The 24,357-nt window shown below is 69.6% G+C and carries 27 protein-coding genes; 14 read left to right on the plus strand and 13 right to left on the minus strand.

Annotated elements, in window-relative coordinates; genetic code table 11:
- Position 1 precedes the first annotated feature (1 nt).
- Genes sufC through sufT form a run of 5 tightly spaced genes read left to right on the plus strand, consistent with a single transcriptional unit; the run spans position 2 to position 4,207 of the window.
- Positions 2-772: a Fe-S cluster assembly ATPase SufC gene (gene sufC / locus UC35_RS18890; protein ID WP_061503933.1), complete on the plus strand. Its 771-nt coding sequence runs from the start codon at positions 2-4 to the stop codon at positions 770-772.
- A gap of 1 nt (position 773) precedes the next feature.
- On the plus strand, positions 774-1,979 hold the full coding sequence (locus tag UC35_RS18895; protein WP_061502439.1) for a SufD family Fe-S cluster assembly protein: 1,206 nt from the start codon (positions 774-776) through the stop codon (positions 1,977-1,979).
- Positions 1,972-3,213 (plus strand): aminotransferase class V-fold PLP-dependent enzyme, encoded by a 1,242-nt coding sequence (locus UC35_RS18900; RefSeq protein ID WP_145979546.1) that lies wholly within the window; start codon positions 1,972-1,974, stop codon positions 3,211-3,213. Before UC35_RS18895 ends, UC35_RS18900 begins: the two co-directional genes overlap by 8 nt.
- Positions 3,210-3,668 carry a Fe-S cluster assembly sulfur transfer protein SufU gene (gene sufU / locus UC35_RS18905; RefSeq protein ID WP_061502443.1) on the plus strand — a complete coding sequence of 153 codons (459 nt, stop codon included), beginning with the start codon at positions 3,210-3,212 and terminating at the stop codon, positions 3,666-3,668. Before UC35_RS18900 ends, sufU begins: the two co-directional genes overlap by 4 nt.
- Entirely contained in the window at positions 3,665-4,207 is a 543-nt protein-coding gene (gene sufT, locus UC35_RS18910; RefSeq protein ID WP_061502445.1) for a putative Fe-S cluster assembly protein SufT, read from the plus strand. The genes sufU and sufT overlap by 4 nt, the downstream gene beginning before the upstream one ends.
- Positions 4,208-4,402: 195 nt before the next feature.
- Here the strand turns inward: sufT and UC35_RS18915 are convergent, their stop codons facing one another.
- Positions 4,403-5,602 (minus strand): NnrS family protein, encoded by a 1,200-nt coding sequence (locus UC35_RS18915; protein WP_061502447.1) that lies wholly within the window; start codon positions 5,600-5,602, stop codon positions 4,403-4,405.
- Positions 5,603-5,713: 111 nt separating this feature from the next.
- Between UC35_RS18915 and UC35_RS18920 the strand changes: the two genes are divergently transcribed.
- The 3 genes from UC35_RS18920 (at position 5,714) to UC35_RS18930 (ending at position 7,213) form a co-directional block, all read left to right on the plus strand.
- A complete protein-coding gene (locus tag UC35_RS18920) occupies positions 5,714-6,211 on the plus strand; it encodes an RrF2 family transcriptional regulator (RefSeq protein ID WP_061502449.1) in 498 nt (165 codons plus the stop codon).
- 94 nt (positions 6,212-6,305) lie between these two features.
- A complete protein-coding gene (locus tag UC35_RS18925) occupies positions 6,306-6,560 on the plus strand; it encodes a DUF2249 domain-containing protein (RefSeq protein WP_061502451.1) in 255 nt (84 codons plus the stop codon).
- Positions 6,561-6,586: 26 nt separating this feature from the next.
- Complete coding sequence (locus UC35_RS18930) at positions 6,587-7,213, plus strand: hypothetical protein (protein ID WP_061502453.1); 627 nt, start codon at positions 6,587-6,589, stop codon at positions 7,211-7,213.
- Between the two features lie 54 nt (positions 7,214-7,267).
- Here the strand turns inward: UC35_RS18930 and UC35_RS18935 are convergent, their stop codons facing one another.
- The 3 genes from UC35_RS18935 to UC35_RS18945 are packed head-to-tail and all read right to left on the minus strand — an operon-like array spanning position 7,268 to position 10,511.
- Positions 7,268-8,575, minus strand: coding sequence for an MFS transporter (locus UC35_RS18935; RefSeq protein ID WP_082793385.1), 1,308 nt, complete (start codon positions 8,573-8,575; stop codon positions 7,268-7,270).
- A 23-nt stretch (positions 8,576-8,598) separates the two neighbouring features.
- Positions 8,599-9,708: a M14 family metallopeptidase gene (locus tag UC35_RS18940; protein WP_061502455.1), complete on the minus strand. Its 1,110-nt coding sequence runs from the start codon at positions 9,706-9,708 to the stop codon at positions 8,599-8,601.
- Positions 9,709-9,716: 8 nt separating this feature from the next.
- Positions 9,717-10,511 (minus strand): gamma-glutamyl-gamma-aminobutyrate hydrolase family protein, encoded by a 795-nt coding sequence (locus tag UC35_RS18945; protein WP_061502456.1) that lies wholly within the window; start codon positions 10,509-10,511, stop codon positions 9,717-9,719.
- A gap of 105 nt (positions 10,512-10,616) precedes the next feature.
- On the opposite strand from UC35_RS18945, the gene UC35_RS18950 reads away from it, so the two are divergent.
- Positions 10,617-11,552 (plus strand): LysR family transcriptional regulator, encoded by a 936-nt coding sequence (locus tag UC35_RS18950; protein WP_061502458.1) that lies wholly within the window; start codon positions 10,617-10,619, stop codon positions 11,550-11,552.
- A 92-nt stretch (positions 11,553-11,644) separates the two neighbouring features.
- Entirely contained in the window at positions 11,645-11,941 is a 297-nt protein-coding gene (locus UC35_RS18955; protein WP_061502460.1) for a hypothetical protein, read from the plus strand.
- Between the two features lie 278 nt (positions 11,942-12,219).
- On the opposite strand, the gene xth is transcribed toward UC35_RS18955, so the two are convergent.
- From xth to UC35_RS18975, 4 genes are all read right to left on the minus strand, one after another.
- On the minus strand, positions 12,220-12,999 hold the full coding sequence (gene xth, locus UC35_RS18960; protein ID WP_061502462.1) for an exodeoxyribonuclease III: 780 nt from the start codon (positions 12,997-12,999) through the stop codon (positions 12,220-12,222).
- 337 nt (positions 13,000-13,336) lie between these two features.
- A complete protein-coding gene (locus tag UC35_RS18965; protein ID WP_061502464.1) occupies positions 13,337-13,936 on the minus strand; it encodes a DUF4337 domain-containing protein in 600 nt (199 codons plus the stop codon).
- A gap of 1 nt (position 13,937) precedes the next feature.
- Positions 13,938-14,435: a dihydrofolate reductase gene (locus UC35_RS18970; RefSeq protein ID WP_061502466.1), complete on the minus strand. Its 498-nt coding sequence runs from the start codon at positions 14,433-14,435 to the stop codon at positions 13,938-13,940.
- Positions 14,436-14,448: 13 nt separating this feature from the next.
- Positions 14,449-15,261 (minus strand): thymidylate synthase, encoded by an 813-nt coding sequence (locus UC35_RS18975; RefSeq protein WP_061502468.1) that lies wholly within the window; start codon positions 15,259-15,261, stop codon positions 14,449-14,451.
- A 120-nt stretch (positions 15,262-15,381) separates the two neighbouring features.
- On the opposite strand from UC35_RS18975, the gene UC35_RS18980 reads away from it, so the two are divergent.
- Entirely contained in the window at positions 15,382-15,819 is a 438-nt protein-coding gene (locus tag UC35_RS18980) for a hypothetical protein (RefSeq protein WP_061502470.1), read from the plus strand.
- Positions 15,820-15,844: 25 nt separating this feature from the next.
- On the opposite strand, the gene UC35_RS18985 is transcribed toward UC35_RS18980, so the two are convergent.
- Together UC35_RS18985 and UC35_RS18990 are read right to left on the minus strand one after the other, a co-directional pair.
- Positions 15,845-17,257, minus strand: a complete 1,413-nt coding sequence (locus tag UC35_RS18985; RefSeq protein ID WP_061502471.1) for an FAD-binding oxidoreductase — start codon at positions 17,255-17,257, stop codon at positions 15,845-15,847.
- Complete coding sequence (locus UC35_RS18990) at positions 17,254-17,646, minus strand: DUF2069 domain-containing protein (RefSeq protein ID WP_061502474.1); 393 nt, start codon at positions 17,644-17,646, stop codon at positions 17,254-17,256. Before UC35_RS18990 ends, UC35_RS18985 begins: the two co-directional genes overlap by 4 nt.
- A gap of 23 nt (positions 17,647-17,669) precedes the next feature.
- Between UC35_RS18990 and UC35_RS18995 the strand changes: the two genes are divergently transcribed.
- The gene (locus tag UC35_RS18995) at positions 17,670-18,872 is read left to right on the plus strand and encodes a YihY family inner membrane protein (protein ID WP_061502476.1); all 1,203 of its coding nucleotides are present in this window, start codon (positions 17,670-17,672) and stop codon (positions 18,870-18,872) included.
- Complete coding sequence (locus UC35_RS19000) at positions 18,872-20,329, plus strand: class I adenylate-forming enzyme family protein (RefSeq protein WP_061502477.1); 1,458 nt, start codon at positions 18,872-18,874, stop codon at positions 20,327-20,329. Before UC35_RS18995 ends, UC35_RS19000 begins: the two co-directional genes overlap by 1 nt.
- Positions 20,330-20,349: 20 nt before the next feature.
- Here the strand turns inward: UC35_RS19000 and UC35_RS19005 are convergent, their stop codons facing one another.
- From UC35_RS19005 to UC35_RS19015, 3 genes are read right to left on the minus strand one after another with little or no spacing between them, the layout of a single operon-like run.
- Positions 20,350-21,636, minus strand: a complete 1,287-nt coding sequence (locus UC35_RS19005) for a cytochrome P450 (protein WP_061502479.1) — start codon at positions 21,634-21,636, stop codon at positions 20,350-20,352.
- The gene (locus UC35_RS19010; protein ID WP_061502482.1) at positions 21,633-22,439 is read right to left on the minus strand and encodes an alpha/beta fold hydrolase; all 807 of its coding nucleotides are present in this window, start codon (positions 22,437-22,439) and stop codon (positions 21,633-21,635) included. Before UC35_RS19010 ends, UC35_RS19005 begins: the two co-directional genes overlap by 4 nt.
- Positions 22,440-22,443: 4 nt before the next feature.
- On the minus strand, positions 22,444-23,742 hold the full coding sequence (locus tag UC35_RS19015) for an O-acetylhomoserine aminocarboxypropyltransferase (RefSeq protein ID WP_061502483.1): 1,299 nt from the start codon (positions 23,740-23,742) through the stop codon (positions 22,444-22,446).
- 89 nt (positions 23,743-23,831) lie between these two features.
- On the opposite strand from UC35_RS19015, the gene UC35_RS19020 reads away from it, so the two are divergent.
- Complete coding sequence (locus UC35_RS19020) at positions 23,832-24,296, plus strand: CBS domain-containing protein (RefSeq protein ID WP_061502485.1); 465 nt, start codon at positions 23,832-23,834, stop codon at positions 24,294-24,296.
- Positions 24,297-24,357 lie beyond the last annotated feature (61 nt).

Here is a 24,357-nt window from a genome sequence, read left to right on the forward strand (position 1 = left end):
CATGAACATGATCCAACCCTTGCTGCAGGTCCGCGACCTGCGCGTCGATGTCGCCGGCCGCACCGTACTGGAATCGGTATCCATGCAGGTGCGTCCTGGCACCGTTTCGGTGCTGATGGGGGCCAACGGCAGCGGCAAGAGCACGCTGGGCCTGGCGCTCGCCGGCCATCCGCGCTATCGCGTCACCGGCGGTTCGGCCCAACTGGGCGGGGCGGACCTGCTGGCGATGGACGTCGAGGCGCGCGCGCGGGCCGGCCTGTTCCTGTCCTTCCAGGCCCCGCCGGACATTCCCGGTGTCAAGAACAACCTGTTTGTCCGCACGGCCGTCAACGCGGTGCGCGAGTCGCGCGGCGACACGCCGCTGGACGCCTTCGATTTCCTGGTCGAGGCGCGCGGTGCGGCCCGGCAGCTGGGGCTGGCCGACGCGATGCTGAACCGTCCGGTCAACGAAGGTTTCTCCGGCGGCGAGCGCAAGCGCAACGAGCTGCTGCAGCTGGCGCTGCTGAAGCCGCGCCTGGCGATCCTGGACGAGATCGACTCCGGCATGGACGTCGACGGCGTGCGCGCCACGCTCGACCTCGTCGCCCGGCTGCGCGAGCAGGGCACTGCATTCGTGGTGGTGTCGCACTACCTGCACCTGATCGAAGCGCTCGCGCCGGACGCGGTGCTGCGGCTGGAGAACGGCCGCATCGCCGAAACCGGCGGCCTGGCGCTGGCCCAGGCGATCGCGCAGACCGGCTATGCGCGCAGTCCCGATGCGGTGGAGGCCTGAGATGGACAGTGCACGCGCGGATGCGCTCGCCGCCTCCAGCCGCCTGCTGGCGCAGGGCTGGATCCCGCGCAAGGCGGAAGCCTTCCGTCACCTGCCGCCGCCCGAGGCCGCGCTGTGGACCGGTGAATCCGCCGAGCCCCGGGTCCTGGACGAGGTCGCGGCGCTCATGGACGGCTGGACCCTGCACACGCCGGTCGCCGCCGGTGACGTGGAGGTGCGCCTGTTCGACGCCGCCGATCCGCAGCAGCGCGCCGAACTCCTGCGCCTGCTGCCCCTGCCCGGGGACGACGAGGCCGCGCCCTTCGCCTGGGCGCATCGCGCGCTGGTGCGCCAGGGCTTGCGGCTGCGCATCGCCGGCGGCGCACCGGCCGTCCTGCACCTGCAGCGCCAGGCCTGCCACGCGGTGGAAGCACCCCTGCTGCTGGTCGAGTTGCAGGCCGGTGCCCGCTGCGTGCTGCTGGAGACGCACGAGCGCGGGAGCACGCCGGAAGTCACGCAGAACCTGAGGGTCCATGTTCGCCTGGGCCCCGGCGCCGATCTGCAGCACCTGCGGCTGGTGACGCCCGGCGCCGGCGACCGCGTGGCCCACCACCTCGAGGTGCGCCTCGAGGGCGATGCCGTCTACGCGCAGGCCTTGCTGGCGACCGGCAGCTCATACCACCTGCAGCGCAACGTGATCGAGCTGCCCGGCGAGGGGGCGCGGGCGCGCCTGGGCGGCGTGCTGCTGGCTGCCGGCTCGGCGCTGGAGCAGCAGGTGCTGTGCCGCCACGGGGCGGCCCGCACCCGCAGTGGCGCCGAGATGCTGGCGCTGGGCAGCGGCGCCGCGCGCATCGTCGCCAATGCCCACACCCATATCTCGCCCGGCTGCGACGGGGCACAGGCGCGACAGCGCCTGGCCGGCATCCCGACCGGGGGCCAGCCCCGGCTGGTGCTGCGTCCGCATCTGGAAATCCATCACGACCAGGTCGAGGCCGCGCATGGCGCCACCTGGGGCGCGCTGCCGGACGAAGCGCTGTTCCTTGCCCGCCAGCGCGGGCTGGACGAGCGCAGCGCGAAGGCACTGATCGTGGAAGGCCTGGCACGCGCGGCGCTCGCGCGCGCGGTGGACGACGCGCAGCTGCCCGAGGCGCTGCGGCTGGAGGCGGCGCTGGCCGCCGCCGTGGCGCGTCATCTCGGCACTTCGTCAGGGGAGTCAAATCGTGGGTGACATGTTGCAGGCCGCCACCCTGGCGGCCGACTTCCCCGGACTGGCGCAAGGGGTGAATGGCGAGCCGCTGGCCTACCTGGACAACGCCGCGACGACGCACATGCCCCGGCCGGTGCAGGATGCGATGCGGGCTTTCGAGACGCGCAGCCGCGCCAACATCCATCGGGGCGTGCACACGCTCAGCCAGCGCTCCACCGAGGCCTTCGAGCAGGCGCGTGCCACGCTCAAGCGCTTCGTCGGCGCCGGCGCGCAGCACGAGCTGGTGTTCACCTCCGGCACCACCGAGGCGCTGAACCTCGTGGCGCACGGCCTGTCCGATGCGGGGCAGGACGGCCCCGTGCTGCAACCCGGCGACGACATCGTGGTCACCGCGCTGGAACACCACGCCAACCTGGTGCCCTGGCAACTCGCCGCACGTCGCAGCGGCGCCCGGCTGCTGGTGCTGCGGCCCGACCGCCAGGGGCGCTTGCATATCGACGAGCTGGCACCGCTGCTCAGCCCGCGCACGCGGGTGTTCGCGGTGACCGCCTGCGCCAACGCCACCGGCGAGCGGCCGCCCTACGAGGCGTTGATGGCGCTGGCTGCGGAAGCCGGCGCGCTGACGGTGCTGGACGCCGCGCAGGCGATGGCCCACGAGGTGCCGCTGCTGTCGCAGCTACCTTGCGACTTCATGGCGTTCTCCGGCCACAAGATGTATGGGCCGATGGGTATCGGGGCCCTGGTTGGACGCCGGCCGGCGCTGGAACGCCTCACGCCCTTGCGCCTGGGCGGGGACATGGTGGAGTGGGTGAGCGAGACTTCGGCCAGCTTCGCCGCGCTGCCGGCCCGGCTGGAGGGCGGCACGCCGCATGTGGCAGGCGCCGTCGGCATGGCCGCGGCGGCGGACTACATGGACGCGATCGGCCTCGAGGCGATCGATGCCCACGTGCGGGCGTTGCGCGCCCACGCGGTGGCGGGCCTGTCGGCCTTGCCGGGCCTGACCGTGCTGTCGCCCGACGCCGGGCGCTCGGCCATCGTTTCCTTCGTGGCCGCAGCGGCCCACCCGCATGACCTGGGCACCCTGCTGGACGAGCGCGGCATCGCGGTGCGCACCGGCAACCACTGCGCCCAGCCGCTGCTGGAATGGCTGGGCGTCGGGCCGACCACCCGCGCATCCTTCGCCCTCTACAACACGCACGACGAGGTCGAGCGGCTGATCGACGGCGTCGCCTTCGCACTGGAGGTGCTGAAATGAGCACCGTCGCCGACGACCTGTACCAGGACCTGGTGGTCGAACACAAGCGCGCGCCGCGCCACTTCGGCACGCTGGCCGCGCCGACCCACCAGGCACGGGGCCGCAACCCGCAGTGCGGCGACGACGTGCAGGTGCAGCTGCAGCTCGAAGGCGATGTCGTCCGCGACATCCGCTTCAGCGGCCAGGGCTGCGCCATCTGCATCGCTTCCACCTCGATGATGACCGAGGCCGTGCTCGGGCGCGAGGCCGGCGTGGTGCGCGAGCTGCAGCAGCACTTCCGCGCCGTGCTGACGGGCCAGGAGCAGCCGCAGGAGGCGACGCTCGGCAAGCTGGTCAGCCTGTCCGGCGTGAGCCGATATCCCAGCCGCATCAAGTGCGCGCTGCTGGGTTGGCACGCCCTCATGCACGCGCTGCAGGCGCCGGAGCCCCATGCTTCGGAAGAGGCCGCGCGATGAGAAGCCGCGAAAACGTCATGGTGCGCCGCGAAGTCATGGTTGAGCGGATTCCGGACGGCACGCCGTTCGCGCTGGAGCCGGGCACTCTGGCCCAGATCACGCAGGCGCTGGGCGGCAGCTTCACCCTCTATGTCGAAGGCCAGCTGGTGCGGCTGAAGGGACGCGATGCCGATGCGATCGGCCAGTCGGTCCCCGAAGCGCCGGGCCTGGCGGCCGAGGGCCAGCCGGCTGACCTGGCCACGCGCGTGTGGCGCCTGCTGGCGACCTGCTACGACCCCGAGATCCCGGTGGACATCGTGGAATTGGGCCTCATCTACCGGTGCGAGCTCACGCCGATGGACGACGGCAACACCCATGTCGCCATCGACATGACGCTCACCGCGCCCGGCTGCGGCATGGGCGAGTCGCTGGCGAGCGAAGTGGCCGACAAGGTGCTCGCGCTGCCCGAGGTGGGCGAGGTCAAGGTAGACCTCGTGTTCGACCCGCCGTGGGACCGGTCCCGGATGTCCGAGGCCGCGCAGCTGGCCCTGGGCCTCTGACCCTTGGTGTCCTGTCCCGCAAATTCCTGGGCTCTCGCTGCCTCGTATCGGGCCGCCCGAAGGGTTCGGCGCCTGCGGGGCGCCCGGCGGTCGTCCAGAGAGGGTCAAGACGCCCAGTCTTGACCCTCTCTGACCAACCACCGCTCATCCCCGCATGCATCCGAACGAGAGCCCAGAAATATGCGGGACAGGACACTAGCCGTCCTTGCCGTCCACCCGCGTGCTGGCGAGCCAGGGCGTGTAGATGAAGAGATAGATCGCGAAGGCCGCGCTCCAGGCCAGGGCGGCCGCGGCCACGGCGCCCACGACCCACTGCGGCGCCACCAGCGGTAGAAGCACGCGCAGCACGGCGGCGGTCATCACGAGCAGGTAGGCCAGCACTTCAGCCCGGCCGACCGTCAGCGGCCGCCCGGTGTGCCCGCGCGCGGTGCGGGTGATCATGCCGATGATCAGGCCGCCGGTCGCGCCCACGGCGAGCGCATGCACGCCCAGCGATTCGCTCGTCCATCCCGCCTGCGCCGCTCCGAGCAGCGCGAAGCCCACCGCCAGCCAGGCGTACGAAAGGTGCAGGATCCACAGGATCGGCCGGTCGCGCGTGACCAGCGGCCGCCAGTGCCACTGGCGTGCCAACTGCAAGCCGGCGGCAGCGAAAAAGGCGATCGCGCCGAACACACCGGCCGGCGCGAACACCCACAGCAGCAGCGCCAGTGCCGTCACCGCCAGCGCGGTCCAATCGAGGCGCGGCCGCGGGGGGATCCGCAGGCCCGGCGTGGCATTGGCGGTGAAGCTGGGAATGACCCGGCCGCCGATCACCGTCTCGATCACCACGACGAAGCCCAGCGCCGCGTGCAACGGCGACAGCGGCGACAGCGGGACGATGCCGAGTGCCGCCAGGTGGAAACACAGGTTGGCCAGCGCCAGCCCCAGCAGGATGCCGGCGATCGGCAGGTTGCGGAAGTTGCGCGACCGCAGCAGGACGGCGCCGAAGGCCACCGCCACGGCGGGCAGCAGGGCGACGTCAAGTGCCGCGTAGACGGGGTAGGGTGCCGCGACGGCGGCCAGCCGTGCGGCCAGCCAGAGCGCCGCAAGCGCGCCCAGGGCGGGTCCACGCGGTGTCGGCAGGCCGGTCCAGGCCTTGCCGGCGGTCAGCAGGAAGCCCACGATCACCGCCACTGCGAAGCCGAACAGCATCTCGTGGCCGTGCCACAGCATGGGCGCGATGTGCAGGTCCAGCGGCACGTGGCCGAGCCACAGCCCGGCCCACAGCGGCACCGCCAGCATCGCGAACAACGCTGCACCGAGGTAGAAAGGGCGGAAGCCGAGCCGCAGCAGCGGCAGGCCCGGCGGCGGCGGTTGTATCGGCACGGTCCGGGTGGGAATGGGAGATTGCTTCATGATGCTCCGGCAGGGGCGGATGCGATGCCCGCCAATAAGATGCATTATATTTGCATGTTATAGCAACCGTCTCGACAGGGCAACACGATCGAGCGATCTTTGGGAGAGCGCATGCGACTTGCCGAATACACCGACTACACGCTGCGGGTGCTGATGTATTGCGCGTCCAACCCCGACCGGCTGGTCACCATCGCGGAGATGGCCGACAGCCACGGCATCTCCCGCAGCCACTTGATGAAGATCGTCAATGACCTGGCGCGGCAGGGCGTGCTGGAGACCACCCGCGGGCGTGGCGGCGGCGTGCAGTTGCTGCAGCGCGCCGGCGAGATCCGCATCGGCGACGTGGTGCGCGCGGCGGAGACGGACTTCCGCCTGGTGGAGTGCTTTGACGAGGAGACCAACGCCTGCAACATCTCGCCGACCTGCCGCTTGAAACGGCTGCTGCACACGGCGCTGACCGCCTATTTCCGCGAGCTGGATGGCGCCACGCTGGCGGACCTGGTCGGACCGCCGATGAAACCCGGCCAGCGCGGCGCCGGCATGGTGATCCCGATCCAGGCCACGGACCGGCCGGGTGCAGCGCCCAGGCGCCGCCGCGCGCGCGGCTGAGGACGAGGTTCCACGCTGGCGACGTGGCCTTTGGCCGGGCGCCGCGGACCGGCGCCTACAATTGATGCATAAAAATTGCATCTTTAAGGACGCCATGCAAGCCCATACCCACCTCGACCCCAGCGCCATCTACCCGTTCGATGCGCGCGGCATCGCCAAGCGCTTCCGCCACGCCGCCATCTTCGGCGCGTTGGACGCCCTGCAGCCCGGGGAGACCATGCGTTTCGTGAACGACCACGATCCGCTGCCGCTGTTGCAGCAACTGCGCAACCGGTACGGCGAGCGCGTGGCGATCGAGTACCTCCAGCGGGAGCCGGGCGGCATCGTCATCGATTTCATCGTCGCCTGAACGCGGCCTCGTTCCGAGGAGCCGACATGACACTGTGGTCCGATCCGGGCATGCCGGATTTCTTTGATGCCGCCCCGCGCGTGCGCTTGCGCGATCCCCTGGCGGCCTTCCTCGGCGCGGCGCGCGACGGGGTGCTGGAATACGGCTATGCCGACGCCGTCAAGCTCGCCGGCCACTCCTGTCCGACCGTGGCCTCGGCCTTCCTGATGACGCGCGCGGCGTTGGCCGCCCTGTACGGCGATGCGCTGCCGGAGCGCGGGGGTGTGAAGGTGGACCTGCGGAAGCCGGCGCAGGAAGGCGTGACCGGCGTCATCGCCAACGTCATGTCGCTGCTGACCGGCGCCACCATGGACACTGGGTTCAAGGGCCTGGCCGGGCGCTTCGATCGCCGGCGCCTGCTCGCTTTCGAGATGCCGGTGGAGGGTCAGGCGCGTTTCTTGCGGCTGGATACCGCTGCCGCGGTGACCGTGAGTGCGCGGCTGGAAAGGGTTCCCGGCGATCCGCGCGTCGGCGAACTGATGCCCTTGCTGCTGGGCGGAGCCGCCAGCGCGGAACAGCAGGAGCTGTTCCGGACGCTGTGGCAGGAGCGCGTGCGGCGTCTCCTGCTGGAGCACGCGGATGACCCGGAGGTGTTCCTGGTCCAGCAGGCCTGACGAAATGCGCGCCAGGCGGCTGGTGCCGATCCTGGCGGCACGGGCGCAGCGCCCTTACTGCTGGACGTCGACCTCGCGCGTCTCGGGCAGCAAGGCCATCGCGGCCACGCTCAGCACGCTGATCGCTGCGAGGTAGTAGGCCGGTGCGAGCGGGTTCTTGGTCGCGGCCAGCAGACCGGTCACGACGAACTGCGTGGTGCCACCGAAGATCGAGGTGCTGATGGCGTAGACCAGCGACATGCCGGTGCTGCGCACCGAAATGGGCAGCAGTTCGGGCACGGTGACCATGCCGGCGGCGCCGGCCATGGCCGTCAACGCCGCCAGGATGGCGCTCACCGCGAGCAGGGTGGCGGTGCCGGGCGCGCCGGACAGCCACAGGAACAGGGGCACGATCAGCAGCATCAGCGCGATGCGCGGCAGCTGGTTCACGATCTTGCGGCCGTAGCGGTCGCACAGGATGCCGCCCAGCAGCCCGAAGACGAAGGTGACCAGCCCGCCGATCAGGACACTGGACTGCGCCACCGGTGCCGGCAGCTTCAGCACCTGCACCGCGTAGCTCACCATGTAGTTGCCGACCTGCGAGGCCACGGCCACCGAGGCGGAGATCAGCACGCCCAGCAGCAGCACGCGGCGATGCCGGCGGAAGACGGTGCCGACGATGTGCGCGCCGCTGGCCTCGGTGCCGCCGTGGGTCTCAGGCAGGTTGCGGCGCAGGTACATGGCGATCGGCACCAGCACCAGGCTGAACAGGAAAGGCACGCGCCAGCCCCAGTCGCCGAGCTCTTGCGGCGACAGCAGCAGCGACAGCGTCACGCCGAACACGCCGCCCACCGCGACCGCGAGACCCTGGCTGCCGATCTGCCAGCTGGAGTAGAAGCCGCGCTTGCCCGGGGGCGCCGCTTCGATCAGCAGCGCGGTCGCCGGACCGACTTCGCCGCCCAGGGCCAGCCCCTGCAGCAGGCGGCACAGCACCACGATGATCGGCGCTGCGATGCCGATGGAGGCGTAGCTGGGCGTGGCCGCCAGTCCCAGCGTGCCCACCGTGATCAGGATCACGGTCAGGATCATGGCCGGCTTGCGGCCGGCGCGGTCGGCAAACGCGCCGATCAGCACGCCGCCCAGGGGCCGCGTGAAGAAGCCGACGCCGAAGGTGGCGACGGCCGCCAGCAGGCTGCCGAACTCGCCACCCACTGGGAAGAAGGCGCGGCCGATGTAGACGGCGAAGTAGGCGTAGATGACGAAGTCGTAGAACTCGAGCGCGTTGCCGGCGACGGCCGCGGCGATGGCCTTGCGGCTGACGCGCCCGGTGGGCTCGGCGGAAGCCGCGGCGCTGGCCAGCGGCGGCATGGTGGTGGCAGTCATGGTGTTGTCTCCGTGGTTGTGATTCAGGCAGCCAGGGGCAAGGGGCTGTCTTCCTGCAAGCCCTGCAGGGCTTGCGCGCAGGCCTCGCGGCCCTGTCGCCAGACGGCCTGCTTCCAGTCCGTGCTGTCGGGGTAGAAGGTTTCCTTCACCTCGCGGCGGATGGCGGCGGCCTGCGCCGGTTCGCCGCCCTGGCGATGAAGCCAGTGTTCCGCCCGCAGCGCGCCGGCCACCCGCTCCATCGGATAGGTGCCGTACTCCAGGCAGATGCCCAGGTGGCGCGCGCGAGGGCACTCCTCGTGCAGTGCGGTCTGGATCGGGCCGGTGAGCGGGATGCTCGCCGAGGAGCCGGTCGTGACCGAGGTGATCTGGCCCCACCAACGACCGGCACGTTCCAGCACGGCGGGATCGGGATCGAAGCTCGCGAAGATGCGCTCGCCGTGGCCAAAGGGGCCAAGGCCGGTGTGGATGTCGACTGAAGCCAACTGCTCCACGCCGGCGCCGTGCCTGCGGATCACTTCGCGGAAAGTGGCGTTGCTCCAGGCTGGCCCGAGGCCGCCATAGTGCAGGCCATCGGCATGGGTGTACTGGCCCAGCGCCATTGCGCGCTGCAGCCCGCGGGCGCCATGCTTCTCGCGATACGCGGCGAGCACGGCTTCATCCTCGGGCCGCGGCGGCCAGCCGGGCGGCAGCAGCGCGTCGTGGATCTCCGCATAGCCGGCGTTTTCAGGCAGCGGCTGGCCGAAGTCCACGAAGTTGCGGTTCAGGTCCACGTTTTCCTGGGTCGCGCGACGCAGGTGCGAGAAGCCATAGGGGTTGACCGCGTGCACGTACAGCACTGCCGTGTCGGCGCGCTGCGGGCGCAGGCCGTGCTCGCCCGTGTCCAGCAGGCCGGTCTGGATGCCCGAGCCGCAGAAGCCCTCGAGGCCGTGCACGCCACTGATCACCACCAGCAGGCGCGTGGCGTCGGCGGGACCGTCGCGGACGACGTCCATCGCGAGCGTCTCGCCTTCGGCGCCGGGCAGCATCAGCAGCTGGCTTTCGGCGGCCAGTCCCCGCCGCCGGGCGGCGTCCAGGAACTTGCGCCGCGCCTGCGCATAGCTGTCGCTGAAGAAGTTGATGATTTGCTCGTCCATTCCAGTCCTCAAAGCTGCGCCGCGTGGCGCATGCGCTGTTGCCGGCGTTCGCGGCAGGCCTCGCCGAAGGCAGCGAAGATCGACCGGCAGAACGCGCTGTCGTCGATGCGCATTTCGGGGTGCCACTGCACGGCGAGCGTGAACTGCGGCGCCGCGGAGATCGAGAAGGCTTCGACCAGGCCGTCCGGCGCGGTCGCCTCGACGCGCAGCCCGTCGCCGAGCCGCTCCACGCCCTGGTGGTGCAGCGAATTGACCATCGCTTGGTCCACACCAGCGATCCGGGCAAGCCGGCCGCCTGGCGCGATGTGGATGGCATGGCTGTCGTCGTACCAGCGCGGCACCGGCCGGCTGTGATCGCCTTCGCGGTGATCCAGCCGTCCCGGCTGCGCGTGCACCGCGGGCTCCAGCGTGCCGCCGTAGGCGACGTTCAGTTCCTGGAAGCCGCGGCAGACGGCCAGCACCGGCACGCCGGCGGCCACCAGCGCCGGCAGCAGCGGCAGGATGGCCGCGTCGCGGTCGCGGTCGAGCTGCATGCCGGCGTGCGGCGGCGCTGCGTCGTAGCGCGTCGGGTCCACGTTCGACGGGCTGCCGGTGAGCAGCACCCCATCGACGCTGGCAGCGAGGCTGCCGGCGTCCAGTACAGCCGCATCGGAGGGCAGCAGCAGGGGCAGGGCGCCGCTGGCTTCGGCCACGGCTCGAACGTAGCCGTGGAAGGCTGCGTGCGCGCTGTGGCCATGACGGTCGATGCGGTCGGTCGCGATCGCCACGAGGGCGCGCGGCGCCGCGACGGTGGGGCTGGACATGCGGTCTCCTGTTTCGAGGCGAAGTCTAGGAAGGACCGCCTATTGCGTAAATTGCAATATAGTCAAGCACTACTTGCGCAAAGTGCAACTACCCAAGCATTTCACATGAACACCCGGCAACTGCGGCATTTCCTCGCGGTCATGGACCTCGGCTCGCTCAGTGCGGCCGCCGAGCAGGTGCACCTGAGCCTGCCCGCGCTGTCACGCAGCCTGCGCGCGCTGGAAGATTCGCTTCGCGTGCCGCTGTTCGACCGCCAGGGCCGCGGCTTGCTGCCCACGCCCTACGCGCATGCCTATGCCCAACGGGCGCGGCGCATGGTGTTCGACGAGAAGGAGGCGGCCCGCGAATTGGCGCTGATGCGCGCGGGCGAGCTGGGGCCGCTGGCCTTCGGCATGGGGGCTTCGCTGGCCCACAGCCTGCTGGCGCCCATGGTCATGCAACTGGTCACCAGCGCCCCGGGCCTGCGCGTGCGCACGCTGGTGCAAAGTTCGGACGTGCTGTTCGCCGCGCTGATGCACGAGGAGATCGACTTCTTCGTGGGCGACGTGCGCATGGGCGCGCACGACCCCGAACTGGTCGCCGAGCCGCTCTACGCCTGCGGCTTCCACTGGTTCGTGCGTGCCGGGCACCCCCTGGCCCGCAAGCGGCCGGTGCAGGCGGCGGACCTCGCCCGGTTTCCCTGGGTGCTCTCGGGCTATGCCGACCAGGCCGTGCTGGGCCGGCTGGCGCAGCTCTATGGGCTGTCGCTGCCCCTGGAAAACCACTTCGCGGTGGACACCACCGACCTCGAAACCGTGCGTGCGCTGATGACGGGCAACGATGCCCTGGTGCCGGGCACCGACATTTCCAGGGTGGTCGAAATGGGCGCCGGGAAGGTGGTGGCGCTGGGGGTGGAACCGCCCCTGGACCTCGCGCTCACGCTGGGCATCATCCGGCGCGCCGGCCGCACCCTGGTGCCGGCGGCGGACCGCGCCTTCGCGATCGTGCGGCGCTTCTTTGCCGACGCCGAACGCGAGCTGGCGCAACTGCGCAAGCGCTGAGGGCCACGGCCCCCGTCCTGTCATCCGAGCGTCATTGTTGCTGCGCAACATGCCGACAGCGCGTTCCTCGAAGACGCGCACTAGGAGGACACGTGAACCAGCCATCCCAACGCATCGTGCTTGCCGCCCTGGTGCTGGCGGCGCTGCCGGCCACGGCGCAGGTCCGCAAGGACGATATCAAGGTGGCCCAGGCCGACGACGCCAGGTGCCGCAAGGAAGTCAAGGACTACCTGGAAACCCTGCGCTTCGTGCGCACCAGCGCGGGCAGCGCGATCGGGTCCCGTGTGGCCGGCAGCTTCGTGAGCGAGGGCGAACTGGACAGGGTGGTGCAGTCGCAGGGCTATTGCGTCGGCGCGCAACTGCTGCGCACCAAGGGCACGCCCCGCTGACGTCGGCCGGGGCCTAGGGCCTGTTAACGCTATGGGAGGGCTCGCGCCGGTGGCTGGCAGGCTGCAGGGCTAGGCGCGGCCGAGGCCGTGTGCTCGTGCACACAACGAGGCCGTAACGACGCCATGCGGCCTGCCAGTCACCGGCCCGAAGGGTGACCCAGGAAACGGGCGCCCTCGGCGTTGCAAATGCTCGCCGGGGTCCCACCCCGGCTGCGCTTTGCGCCTTGATGGCGCCCGTTTCCTGGGTCACGCGAGTCCTCCCATAGCGTTAACAGGCCCTAGCCGAGCTCCAGCGTCACGGGCGCGTGGTCGCTCGGCTGCTTCCACTTGCGCGGCACGCGGTCGATGGTGCAGGCCTTGACCAGGGGCTTGATGCCTTCGCTGACCAGGATGTGGTCGATGCGCAGGCCGCGGTTCTTCTGGTAGCCCAGCATGCGGTAGTCCCACCAGCTGAAGCTCTTTTCCGGCTGTTCGAACAGGCGGAAGCTGTCGCACAGCCCCAGCTCGACGAGCTTGCGGAAGTGGTCGCGCTCCTCGGTGGTGTGGTGGATCGTCTCGCGCAGGCCCACCGGGTCCCAGGAGTCGCGGTCTTCGGGCGTGATGTTGAAGTCGCCCAGGAGCACCAGGCGCGGATGTCGATCCAGCTCATCGCGCAGGTAGTCGCGCAGGCCGCGCAGCCAGCTCATCTTGTATTCGAACTTGTCGGTGCCCGGCGCCTGCCCGTTGACGAAGTAGCCGTTGACCACGCGGATCTCGCCGGCCGGCGTTTCGACGGTGGCCGTGATCACGCGCGAGTGCTCGTCGGCGAAGTTGACGATGTTCTTCACCACGTCGCGCAGCGGATGCCGGCTCATGATGGCCACGCCGTTGTAGGTCTTCTGCCCGAACACCGCGCAGTGTTCATAGCCGTGCGCCTGCAGCTCCATCAGCGGGAACTTGTCGTCGGTGAGCTTGAGTTCCTGCAGGCACAGCACGTCCACCGGGTTGGCCGCGGTCCAGTCCAGCACGTGCTGCAGCCGCGCCGTCAGCGAATTGACGTTCCAGGTGGTGATCCGCATCGCGCGTGTCCTGTCCCACAAATATGTGGCGTTTCGTTCGGATGCCTGCGGGGATGATCGGTGGGTGGCCAGAGGGGGTCAAGACTGGGCGTCTTGACCCCCTCTGGGCGCACGCCGAGGGCCCCGCAGGCGCCGAACCCTTCGGGCTGTGCCCGAGCAAACGCGGTCGCGTTTGCGGGCAATTGCCCGGCCCCGGAGGCACAGCCGACCGGCTGTGCCCTGGGGCGCATGCCGCGTTGCGGCCACGGGTCAAGCAGTCCAGGCTTGACCCGCACCCGCGCCTTGCCTGCGCCCCGATACGGCGCAGCGAAATGCCACATATTTGTGGGACAGGACACTAGATGTGCGCGATCGCGAGGCCGCCGATGGCGACGCCGATGGCACCGACGCCGAACATGCCCCACTCGAGCCACTTCTTCTTGGTCAGCAAAGCGATGGCCGCCAGCGCGATCGATACCTGCAGCGCGGTGGTGGCCTGCGCCCAGCGATGATGCTGGTGCATCTGCTCGTCGCTCTTCTTGTTCCACTCCGTCGCGTCGGCCTCGAGCTTGTCCGCGGCCAGCTTGATCTCGGCCTTCTCCAGCTTGTAGCGGTCGATCTCCTTCTTGTAGAAGTCCTTCTTGTCGTCGGTCACCAGCGCCAGCGCCAGTTCCATCAGGTTCTGCTTGCTGCTCTTGGCCTGGTAGTAGTTCCACTGGTTCGACGCTTCGGTTTTCTTGATCGCCGCCTCGTTCTTGTACAGGCCGGCGTTGGCCTGGGTGGCGCCGCCCATATAGGCGAATATGGCGCCGACGGTGGCGATGACCGCGGTGAACATCGCGATCTGGTTGGTCATGCTGCCGCCGTCCACGCCGTGGTGGCCCTCGGCCGCATGCTGGGTGGCATGCTCGAGCTCGTGGTCGTGCGGACCGTGGACGTGAAAACCGCCTCCGGACATGTCAGGCTCCTCTGGGTGTATGTGTGTAGGTGACGAAACTCAAATCGAAGCCGGCCGCCGAGGTTTGGCGCTCGCGGCGGGCTTCCGCCCAGCCGGCCGGCAAGGGCGGCATGAAGACGTCGCCCTCGAAATCGCGGTCGATTTCGGTGATCTCCGCGACGTGCGCAAGCGGCAGCGCCTGGGCGAAGATTTCCGCGCCGCCGATCACCCAGGCCTGGGGCTTGCTGGCGCACAAGGCCAGCGCCTCGGCCAGTGAGGCCGCCCGCCGGGCGCCATCGGCCTGCCAGCCGCCCTGCCGGGTGATGACGATGTTGTCGCGTCCCGGCAGCGGCCGGAAGCGCGGAGGCAGTGAATCCCAGGTCTTGCGGCCCATGATCACCGGGGCGCCGAGCGTGACCTTCTTGAAGTGGGCCAGGTCCTCCGGCAGGTGCCAGGGCAGCACGCCGCCCTTGCCGATGACGCCGTTGCGCGCGCGTGCGAAGATCAATCCGATCTGCATCAGGGCCAGGTCCTCAAACCGCCACCGGCGCCTTGATCGGCGGATGGCACTGGTACTCGCGCACTTCGAAGTCCTCGTACTCGTAGTCGAAGATCGAGTCCGGCCGGCGCTTGATGTGCAGGAGCGGGTAGGGATAGGGCGCGCGGCTTAGTTGCAGTTCGACCTGTTCGTGGTGGTTGCTGTAGATGTGGCAGTCGCCACCGGTCCAGATGAAGTCGCCGGGTTCCAGGTCGCATTGCTGCGCCATCATGTGCGTCAGCAGCGCGTAGCTGGCGATGTTGAAGGGCACGCCCAGGAAGATGTCGGCGCTGCGCTGGTACAGCTGGCACGACAGCTTGCCGTCGGCCACGTAGAACTGGAAGAAGGCGTGGCAGGGCGCCAGCGCCATCTTCGGGATGTCGGCGACGTTCCAGGCGCTGACGATGATGCGGCGCGAGTCCGGGTTGCTGCGGATGGTCTTGACGGCCTCGGCGATCTGGTCGACATGGCCGCCATCCGGCGTCGGCCAGCTGCGCCACTGCACGCCGTAGACCGGGCCGAGGTCGCCGTCCTCGCGCGCCCATTCGTCCCAGATGGTGACGCCGCGCTCGCGCAGCCAGTTGTTGTCGCTCGATCCCTTGAGGAACCAGAGCAGCTCATAGATGATGGACTTGAGGTGGACCTTCTTGGTTGTGACCAGCGGAAAGCCTTCGGCCAGGTCGAAGCGCATCTGGCAGCCGAAGACGCTGCGCGTGCCGGTGCCGGTGCGGTCCGTCTTCGGTGTGCCCTGCGTGTACACATGGCGCATGAAGTCCTCGTATTGCGAACGGGCAGGGCGGGTCGTCATGCTGCGGATTATCGCTGGGCGGCAAGGCTTGCCACTGCGGTGTTTTCCGCGTTCCCGGAAGCGCCTTGCGCGCCTGCTGCTGGCAGAATCGCGTTTTTTTCACGACAACAGACAAGAACCATGAATCGCCTGATCGCCACCTTCCTGCTTGCCCTCGGTCTGGCGGCCTCGCCGGCCTTCGCCCAGTCCGACTTCCAGCGCCACGCGCTTACCGTGGACATGCTCCAGAAGTACAAGGCCGCCAGCCTGGATTTGAAGAAATCCATCAAGAAGAAGGACGATGGCGGCGACAAGGACGGCATGACCACCGACGAACTGGTCAAGGAGCTGGACGCCACGCCCGGCGTCAAGCCGATCCTGGCCAAGCACGGCATGACCAGCCGCAGCTACGCGCTCACCACCCTGGCCCTGTTCCAGGCCGGCTTCTACCTGATGATGGAGTCGTCCATGGACAAGAAGAAGGGCGCGGAACTGCTGGCGTCCTATCCGGCCGAAACGCGCGGGAACATCGCGCTGCTGCGCAAGAATCCGCAGCTGCTGAAGGGCATGGAGGACTGATCCCGCCAGCGGGAGACGGAATAGCTCAGAGCTCGACGACCCGCCCGGGATTCAGCACGTTCTGCGGGTCCAGCGCCCGCTTGAGGCTTCGCATCAGGTCCAGGGCCACCGGCGACTTGTAGTGCGGCAGCTTCTCCACCTTCAGCGAGCCGACTCCGTGCTCCGCCGAGATCGAGCCGGCGAAACGGTTCACCTGGTCGTAGACCAGGCCGTTGATCCGTTCTTCCTGGTCGCGCAGGAAGGCGGCTGAATCGGCGCCCTCGGGCGCCTGCACGTTGTAGTGCAGGTTGCCGTCGCCCAGGTGCCCGAAGTTGACCAGGCGCACGCCCGGGAGCTCGCGCGCCAGCAGCGCGTCCGTCTCGCGGCAGAAAGCCGGAATGCGCGACACCGGCACCGAGATGTCGTGCTTGATGTTCAGGCCTTCTTCGGCCTGCGCCAGCGGGATGCTTTCGCGGATGTGCCAGAGCTGGCGCGCCTGCGTCAGGTTTTCGGCCACCACCGCGTCGGTGATGCAGCCGTCTTCGAGCGCGGCTTCGAGCAGCCGCTCGAACTGCGAGCGCGCATGCAGTTCCGACTCGTGGTCGGAGTTCTCCAGCAGCACGCCATAGGGCGAGCTCTCGCCGAACGGCACCCGCATCTGCGTGAAGTGCCGGGCCACCAGGCCGAGGGCGAACTGGCCCATCATCTCGAAGCCGGTCAGGCCGGCGCCGAGATGTCGGTGCGCCAGCGCCAGCAGCCGCACCGCGTGCTCGACGCTGGGCACGGCGGCCCAGGCGGTGAGGGTGGCCGAAGGCGGTGGGTACAGCTTCAGGGTCGCCGCCGTGATCACGCCCAGCGTGCCCTCGCAGCCGATGAACAGGTCGCGCAGGTCGTAGCCGGTGTTGTCCTTGCGCAGGCCCGTGAGGCCGTTCCACACCTCGCCCTGCGCGGTGACGACTTCCAGGCCCAGGCACAGCTCGCGCGCGTTGCCGTAGCGCACCACCTGCGTGCCGCCGGCATTGGTCGCCAGGTTGCCGCCGATGGTGCAGCTGCCCTCGGCCGCCAGGCTCAGGGGGAAGAACAGGCCGGCCGACTGCGCGGCTTCCTGCACCGCCTGCAGGATGCAGCCGGCTTCCACCGTCATGGTGAGGTTGTCGGCGTCGGTCTCGCGTACCGCGCTCATGCGCGCCAGGCTCAGGACGACCTGCTGCCCGGAGGCGTCCGGCGTGGAGCCGACCACCAGGCCGGTGTTGCCGCCCTGCGGCACGATGCTGTGGCCGGCCTCGACGCAGGCCTTCACCACCTGGGCCACTTCCGCGGTGGAGCCCGGCCGCACCACGGCGAAAGCCTTGCCGCGCACGCGCTTGCGCCAGTCCTGCTCCCAGGCGCCCAGGTCGCCCTCGGTCATGACGTTGGCGGGGCCGACGATGGCGCGAAGGCGCTCGACGAGTTGGCTCATGATGCAGGCGCGGCCTTCTTCAGGCGTGTGCGGACGTGGACGACGCAGGCGGTGAACAACAGCAGGCACAGGAAGACCTCGACCCCGGCCAGCTTGGCCGAGAGCCCGGTGTCGCTGGTCGCGCGCACCACGCCTTCGGTGAAATAGATCCAGACCATCAGGCTCAACCAGCGGTAGGTGTACATGCGCCGGCGCAGCAGGCCGGACAGCGGCAGGCAAAGCGGCAGGACCTTCAGCACCAGCCAGGAGCCCCCGGGCCGCAGTGGCGCCAGCCACAGTTCCCAGGCCAGGCCGAGAACGATCAGCGCCAGCAGGCTGCCCACCGCCACCCAGCGCGTCGCAGCGACGGTGGGCGAAGGAATGGCGGCGATCGGGGCGCTGTCTTGCATATGCGATGGCATCATAGCGGCCGATGCCCATCCGCCAGCTCCTCGAAGAACTCAAGCGCTTTCCGTGGAAGACCACCGGGCTGACCCTGCTCGAGCGCTTCCGCGAGGACCGCCTGGGCCTGACGGCCAGCAGCCTCACCTTCACCACCACGATGGCGCTGGTGCCCTTGGTCGCGGTGGCGCTGTCCATCTTCACGGCCTTCCCGATGTTCGGCAAGCTGCAGACGGCGCTGCAGACCTGGCTGGTGCAAAGCCTGATCCCGGACGCGATCGCGCGCCAGGTGCTCGGCTACGTGACCCAGTTCGCGGGCAAGGCCAACCGCCTCGGCGCCGTGGGCCTGGCCCTTCTCTTTCTCACCGCGCTGGCGCTGGTGATGACGATCGACCGCACGCTCAATGGCATCTGGCGGGTGAAGCGGAAGCGCCCCTTCGGCCAGCGCATGCTGGTCTACTGGGCCGCGATGACGCTCGGGCCCCTGCTGCTCGGCGCTTCGCTCAGCCTGACATCCAACGTGATCGCCGCCTCGCGCGGGGTGGTCGCGGCGGTGCCGGGCGGCGTGCAGCTGCTGTTCGACGTCATCGAGTTCTTCCTGCTGGCCACCGGGCTGGCGGCCCTGTACCGCTTCGTGCCGAACACGCCGGTGCGCTGGGCGCATGCCTGGTCCGGCGCGCTGTTCGCGGCCCTGGGCATCGAACTGGCGCGCCGGCTGCTTGCCCTGTACCTGGGCAAGGTGCCCACCTATTCGGTCGTGTACGGCGCCTTCGCCACCGTGCCGATCCTGCTGGTGTGGATCTACATCGCCTGGCTGATCGTGCTGTGGGGCGCGGTGATCGCCGCCTACCTGCCAAGCCTGCTCGCGGGCCGGCACAGGCCGGACGGGGGCGCGTCGTCGCGCTTCGAGCTGGCGCTGGAGGTGCTGCGGGCGCTCGAGGACGCGAGGCAGCTGCCCGGTCACGGACTCACCGCGGAGCAGCTGTCCGGCACCCTTCGCGTCGAAGAGCTGCAACTGGAGCCGGTGCTGGAAGCGCTGATGGCGCTCGATTGGGTGGGCCGCCTGAACGAAGTCCAGGACGAGGAGCGCACGCGCTTCCTGCTCTTGGCCGACACCGGCGCCACGCCGCTGGCGCCCCTGGTCGAGCGGTTGCTGCTGCCGCAGTCGCCGGTCACCGCCGGCTTGTGGCGCAGCAGCCGTCTCGGCGTGATGACGCTGAAAGACGCGCTGTGATGGCAGCCGCCGGCCGGCCGGCCCCCAATACCTTCGAGTTCATCGAGACGATCGCGCTGCGCGAGCCGCATCGGCTGGCGCTGGTGCAGGGCGACATGCGCTGGTCCTACCAGGCCCTGTACCGGGACCTGCTGCGGGCGATCGGCGTGCTGCGCGACCTGGGCGTCGCCCCGGGCCAGCGCGTGGCGGTCGGCACCAGCGGACTGCAGGCGGGCCTGCTGCTGCTGATCGCCGCGGAGAACCTGGGCGCCGTCACCACCTCCTTCCTCGCCCAGGACGACCCGGACGCCCGGGCCTTGTTCGGCCTGGTCGATTGGGTGTTCAGCGATGCGCCGCAGGACGTGCCGGCGCCGGTCCGCTTCGTGCTGCTGGACCGTGGCTTCGTGGCGCGCATTGCGCAGGCGGACACCGCGGGGAGCGTTCCGCGCATCGCGCTGCCGCTGCATGAACCGCAGCGCATTTCGCGCACCTCCGGCTCGTCCGGCCGCTCGAAATTCATGCTGCTGGCGCGGCAAGCGCAGGAACACTGGGTCCGGTCCGGCGCCGACAACGGCGGCTACCGGCCCGAGACGCGGCTGCTGGTGGCCGGGCCGCTGGTGATGAATGCCGTGTTCGCGCGCAGCAGCGCCTGCCTGCGGATGGGCGCCGCCGTGTTCAGCATTCCGCACGCCACCGTCGCCGCCAGCGAGATCACCCATGTGCTCGCCTTGCCGGCGCTGCTGGAGGAGATCCTCGGGGCGATGCCGCCGGGCCACGTGTCCCGGCGGCCCGTGCAGGTCGGCACGGTGGGCGGCTTCGTCTCGCCGCGCCTGCGCGAGCGCGCCGCCCGGGTCTTCGGCGGGCACGTGGCCAGCCGCTACGGCGCCAACGAGGTGACGGGGATCTGCGAGGACCTCGACGCCAGCGGGTGCGGCGTCGTCAGCGCCGGCGTGGACCTCCGGATCGTGGACGAGGCGGGCCAGGAGCTTCCGCAGGGGCAACTGGGGATCATCGCCGTGCGCACGCCGGGCATGGCCAGTGGTTACCTCGGCGAGCCGGAGGCCTCGGCCGCGGCCTTCCGCGACGGCTGGTTCTACTCCGGCGACTGGGGCAGCCTGGTGGCGCCGCGCGTGCTGCGCCTGGCTGGGCGCCATGACGACCTGATCGTGGCCGGCGGCCTCAAGATCGCGGCCGCCGCGGTGGAAGCGCAGGTGCGCGAGATCACCGGCGCCGATGATTGCGCCGTGCTCGCGGTCAATCTCGACGGCGGCGAGACGACCTTGGGCATCGCCCTGGTGGCGCGCGATGTCCCCGACCGGGAACTGGTGCGCCGCCGCCTCGGCGCCGGGCTCGAGCTCGGGGCGACGACAGGCGCGCGGGTCATCTTCCTGGACCAACTGCCGCGCATGGGCAACGCGAAGCTGGACCGGGTGCGGCTGCACCGGCTGTTCGAGTCGCCGCCGCCCGGCAGCCTATGATAGTCCGCTGATTCAGCGGACTACGTTGCGAAAGGCGCCTTGAGGAACCCGCGAAAGCGCGCCCGCCCGCCGCGGGTGGGCGGCGCCGTCAGCGCGTAGCCGGGGAAGCGCGCAAGGAAGCGGCCGATCGCGATGCGGCCCTCCAGCCGCGCCAGGCTCAGGCCCGCGCACTGGTGGGTGCCGAAGCCGAAGGCCAGGTGGCGGTTGTTCTGGCGCGCCAGGTCGAGCACGTCCGGGTCGGCGAACTGCGCCGGATCGCGATTGGCCGCGCCTATGCACAGGGTCACCAGCGCGCCCGACTCCAGGGCCACGCCGCCGACCTCGCAGGCGCGCAGCGCCCGCCGGTTGCCGAGCTGGTTCGAGGACTCGAAGCGCAGGAACTCGTCCACTGCCGCCGCCATGAAAGGCTCCTGCGCCGCCGGGTCGGCGCCGTGTGAGCGGATCAGCCCGGCCAGCCCGGCCTTCTGCTTCGGCCACTCCTGTAGGGCGACCAGCGCATTGCCGATCAGGTTGGTGGTGGTCTCGTGCCCCGCATTGAGGATGAAGATGCAGTTCTGCAGCAGTTCGATTTCGCTCAGCTGCTCCCTGCCGTCGCCCTGGATCAGGCGCGTGAGCACGTCGTGCTCGGGATCGCCCGGGCGCGCCCGGCGCTGCGCCACCAGCCCGCGCAGGTAGTCCAGCATCTCCAGCACGCTCTGGTTGCCGCGCGCCTGCTGCTCGGGCGTCAGCCGCGGCTCCAGCGCGCCCAGGATCGCGAGCGACCAGCCGCGCAGCGGCCCGCGGTCCTCCTGCGGCACGCCCAGCAGGTTGCCGATGATCTCCACCGGGATGGCGGCGGCGAAATCCTCGATCAGGTCGCCGCCGCCCTGCGCGGCCATCCGGTCGAGCAGGGTGTCGACCAGCGTGACCAGACCCGCCTCCATCCCGGCGATGGCACGGCGGGTGAGCGCGCCCATGATCAGCTGGCGCACGCGCGTATGCAGCGGCGGATCGTTGAACACCAGGCTGGTGGTGTGGTGCTCCAGCAGCGGGGAGCCCGGCCCGTACTTGGGCGTGAACTCCACTTTCTTGTCGGAGCTGAAGGTGTGCGCGTCGCGGTACACCGCCAGCAGGTCCGCATAGCGGGTGAGGAAGTACGAGCCGTCCGGCAGCCGCTTTACCGGGTCGTCGCGCCGCAGTTGCGCATACACCGGGTAGGGATTGGCGTAGAAATCCGGCGGCAGCGCGCGCAGGTCGAAGGATTGAGCGATCTCGCGCGCGCGGCCCTCGCTGATCGGCGGGGTGATCGCGGATGCCTTGACGCTCATGCCTTGAGGAAGCCCTTGAGCGCCGCCAGCGTTTCGTCCGGCGCCTCCGCCATCATCTGGTGGCCGCCGTCCACCAGCACGGTGCGATGGTCGGCCGCTTTCGCCTGCAGCGAGGCGGCCATGCGCGGCATCGTCATCGAATCCTTGCGGCCCAGGATGAACAGCACCGGGCAGCGCACGCGGGCCATGGCCTCCTCGCCACCGCGGTAGTCGTCGCAGGCCTTGAAGCCGCGGTGGAACAGGTTGACCTCTCGGTTGCTCGCGAGCACGCGCTTCTTGAGCGCGCGCGAGACGCCGTAGATCCATGTCCCGGGGCCCAGCGCCGAAGGCGGGGGCGCCAGCGTCGAGTGCGAGAAGACGTTGTCCATCTCGATCGCCTTCATGGGATCGTTGAGGGAGGTCTCCAGCAGGGCCGGCGACACCTTCATCGGGTAGGCCGTGCCCACCATCGCGAGCTGCCTCACGCGTTCGGGCGCGCGGGCCGCCGCTTCCATGGCGGTCAGGGAGCCGAAGCTGTGGCCCACCAGGCTGGCCTGTTTCACGCCGGCGGCGTCGAGCAGGGCGATCACGAAATCGGCGGCCTCCTGCACCGAGCGCGGCGGCTCGCCGGCGCTGCGGCAGTGGCCCGGCAGGTCCGGCGCCAGCACGTTCCAGCCGTGGTGCGCGAAATAGCGCGTCTGCAGCACCCAGACGCTGTGGTCATTGAGCACGCCGTGGATGAACACCGCGGTGGGCTTGGCCGGATCGAAGGGCTTGCCGCCGGTGTAGCAGAAGGTCTTGTGGCCGTTGACGAGCAGTTCCATGTCGTCAGCTCGCCTTCTCGGCCGCCTTCAGCGCCCGCTTCAGGTCATCGATCAGGTCGTCCGGGTCTTCCAACCCGATCGACAGGCGGATGGTGCCCTGCGTGATGCCGCCGGCGGCAAGCGCCTCGTCGCTCATCCGGAAATGCGTGGTGCTGGCCGGATGGATCACCAGCGAGCGGCAGTCGCCCACGTTGGCCAGGTGGCTGAAGAGCTTGAGCGTCTCGATGAATTTCTTGCCCTGCTCGCGGTTGCCCTTGAGGTCGAAGCTGAAGACCGAGCCGGCACCCTTGGATAGGAGCTTCTGCGCCAGCTTGTGGCTGGGATGCGATTCCAGCATGGGGTGGCCCACGCGTTCGACGAAAGGATGGGCGGCCAGGAACTCCACGACCCGGGCCGTGTTGCTCATGTGCCGCTGCATGCGCAGGGGCAGGGTTTCGATGCCTTGCAGGATCACCCAGGCGGTGTGCGGGCTCATGCAGGCGCCGAAGTCGCGCAGCCCTTCGCGGCGCGCCCGCAGCAGGAAGGCGCCGACGGTCGACTCCTCGCTGAACACCATGTCGTGGAAGCCGGCGTAGGGGGCCGTCAGTTCGGCGAACCGGCCCGAGCGCTCCCAGTCGAAGCTGCCGGCGTCCACCACCAGGCCGCCGATGACGGTGCCGTGGCCCGACAGGAACTTGGTCGCAGAGTGGTAGATCAGGTCCGCGCCCAGGTCGAAGGGACGCATGAGGTAGGGCGTGGTGAAGGTGGAGTCCACCAGCAGCGGCAGCCCGGCTTCGTGGGCGATGGCGCTCACGGTGGGAATGTCCAGCACATCCAGCCCCGGGTTGCCTACCGTTTCGCCGAAGAGCAGCCGCGTTTCAGGCCGGATCGCCGCGCGCCAGCCGTCGATATCGCCGGGCTTGACGAAGGTGGTGGCGATGCCGAAGCGCCGCAGCGTGTAGGCCAGCAGGTTCTGCGAGCCGCCGTACAGGGCCGTGCTGGCAACAATGTGCGAGCCCGCGCCCATGAGGGTGGCGATGCACAGGTGCAGCGCCGCCTGGCCGCTGGCAGTCGCGATCGCGCCGATGCCGCCCTCGAGCGCGGCCACGCGCTGCTCCAGCACCGCATTGGTCGGGTTGCTGATGCGCGAGTACACATGGCCGGAGCGCTCGAGGTTGAACAGCGCGGCGGCGTGGTCGCTGGACTCGAACACGAAGGATGTGGTCAGGTGGATGGGCACCGCGCGCGCCCCCGTGGTCGGGTCGGGCGCAGCGCCGGCATGCAGCGCCAGCGTGTCGAAGCCGGGGTCGGTGTAGCCGGGCACGGGCTGTCTCCTCTCTTCTCTTGGTACTGTCCTGCATTGTGGGCTATATTGGCCGCAACGGCATTCGCCGGTGCTTGAGGAGACGGTCCATGAAAGTCAGCGACATCCTGCGTGTGAAGGGCAACGCGCTCTATACGGTGACGCCGGACGAGCCGCTCGCCCGCGCCGTCGAGGTCATGGCTGACAAGGACATCGGTTCGCTGGTCGTCATGGACCACGGTGACCTGGTGGGCATGCTCACCTTCCGCGAGGTGATCGTGTGCATCGTCAAGAACGGCGGAAGCGTCGGCAACACGCTGATCCGCAGCGCGATGGACGACCATCCGCTCACCTGCACCTCCGAAACCGAACTGGACGAAGTGCGCCGCATGATGCTGGAGCGCCATGCGCGCTACATGCCGGTGATGGATCGCCGCATGCTGATGGGCGTGATCAGTTTTTACGACGTGGCCAGGGCGGTGGTCGACAGCCAGAACTTCGAGAACCGGATGCTCAAGGCCTACATCCGCGACTGGCCGGCCGCCGACGATTCGCAGCCCAGCACCACGCTCTAGGGCCTGCCAACGCTTTAGCATCCCCCAGCGCCCGCCGGGGCGCCGCTTGGCGGGTGTCGGA

This window comes from Ramlibacter tataouinensis (genome assembly GCF_001580455.1).
GTDB classification, from domain to species: Bacteria; Pseudomonadota; Gammaproteobacteria; order Burkholderiales; family Burkholderiaceae_C; genus Ramlibacter; species Ramlibacter tataouinensis_B.

What these genes read in the sequence shown, in the direction of transcription:
- sufC (WP_061503933.1), top strand. Translation starts at nt 2, where the DNA reads ATGAACATGATCCAACCCTTGCTGCAGGTCCGCGACCTGCGCGTCGAT.
- UC35_RS18895 (WP_061502439.1), top strand. Translation starts at nt 774, where the DNA reads ATGGACAGTGCACGCGCGGATGCGCTCGCCGCCTCCAGCCGCCTGCTG.
- sufU (WP_061502443.1), top strand. Translation starts at nt 3,210, where the DNA reads ATGAGCACCGTCGCCGACGACCTGTACCAGGACCTGGTGGTCGAACAC.
- sufT (WP_061502445.1), top strand. Translation starts at nt 3,665, where the DNA reads ATGAGAAGCCGCGAAAACGTCATGGTGCGCCGCGAAGTCATGGTTGAG.
- UC35_RS18915 (WP_061502447.1), bottom strand. Translation starts at nt 5,602, where the DNA reads ATGAAGCAATCTCCCATTCCCACCCGGACCGTGCCGATACAACCGCCG.
- UC35_RS18920 (WP_061502449.1), top strand. Translation starts at nt 5,714, where the DNA reads ATGCGACTTGCCGAATACACCGACTACACGCTGCGGGTGCTGATGTAT.
- UC35_RS18925 (WP_061502451.1), top strand. Translation starts at nt 6,306, where the DNA reads ATGCAAGCCCATACCCACCTCGACCCCAGCGCCATCTACCCGTTCGAT.
- UC35_RS18930 (WP_061502453.1), top strand. Translation starts at nt 6,587, where the DNA reads ATGACACTGTGGTCCGATCCGGGCATGCCGGATTTCTTTGATGCCGCC.
- UC35_RS18935 (WP_082793385.1), bottom strand. Translation starts at nt 8,575, where the DNA reads ATGACTGCCACCACCATGCCGCCGCTGGCCAGCGCCGCGGCTTCCGCC.
- UC35_RS18940 (WP_061502455.1), bottom strand. Translation starts at nt 9,708, where the DNA reads ATGGACGAGCAAATCATCAACTTCTTCAGCGACAGCTATGCGCAGGCG.
- UC35_RS18945 (WP_061502456.1), bottom strand. Translation starts at nt 10,511, where the DNA reads ATGTCCAGCCCCACCGTCGCGGCGCCGCGCGCCCTCGTGGCGATCGCG.
- UC35_RS18950 (WP_061502458.1), top strand. Translation starts at nt 10,617, where the DNA reads ATGAACACCCGGCAACTGCGGCATTTCCTCGCGGTCATGGACCTCGGC.
- xth (WP_061502462.1), bottom strand. Translation starts at nt 12,999, where the DNA reads ATGCGGATCACCACCTGGAACGTCAATTCGCTGACGGCGCGGCTGCAG.
- UC35_RS18965 (WP_061502464.1), bottom strand. Translation starts at nt 13,936, where the DNA reads ATGTCCGGAGGCGGTTTTCACGTCCACGGTCCGCACGACCACGAGCTC.
- UC35_RS18970 (WP_061502466.1), bottom strand. Translation starts at nt 14,435, where the DNA reads ATGCAGATCGGATTGATCTTCGCACGCGCGCGCAACGGCGTCATCGGC.
- UC35_RS18975 (WP_061502468.1), bottom strand. Translation starts at nt 15,261, where the DNA reads ATGACGACCCGCCCTGCCCGTTCGCAATACGAGGACTTCATGCGCCAT.
- UC35_RS18980 (WP_061502470.1), top strand. Translation starts at nt 15,382, where the DNA reads ATGAATCGCCTGATCGCCACCTTCCTGCTTGCCCTCGGTCTGGCGGCC.
- UC35_RS18985 (WP_061502471.1), bottom strand. Translation starts at nt 17,257, where the DNA reads ATGAGCCAACTCGTCGAGCGCCTTCGCGCCATCGTCGGCCCCGCCAAC.
- UC35_RS18990 (WP_061502474.1), bottom strand. Translation starts at nt 17,646, where the DNA reads ATGCAAGACAGCGCCCCGATCGCCGCCATTCCTTCGCCCACCGTCGCT.
- UC35_RS18995 (WP_061502476.1), top strand. Translation starts at nt 17,670, where the DNA reads ATGCCCATCCGCCAGCTCCTCGAAGAACTCAAGCGCTTTCCGTGGAAG.
- UC35_RS19000 (WP_061502477.1), top strand. Translation starts at nt 18,872, where the DNA reads ATGGCAGCCGCCGGCCGGCCGGCCCCCAATACCTTCGAGTTCATCGAG.
- UC35_RS19005 (WP_061502479.1), bottom strand. Translation starts at nt 21,636, where the DNA reads ATGAGCGTCAAGGCATCCGCGATCACCCCGCCGATCAGCGAGGGCCGC.
- UC35_RS19010 (WP_061502482.1), bottom strand. Translation starts at nt 22,439, where the DNA reads ATGGAACTGCTCGTCAACGGCCACAAGACCTTCTGCTACACCGGCGGC.
- UC35_RS19020 (WP_061502485.1), top strand. Translation starts at nt 23,832, where the DNA reads ATGAAAGTCAGCGACATCCTGCGTGTGAAGGGCAACGCGCTCTATACG.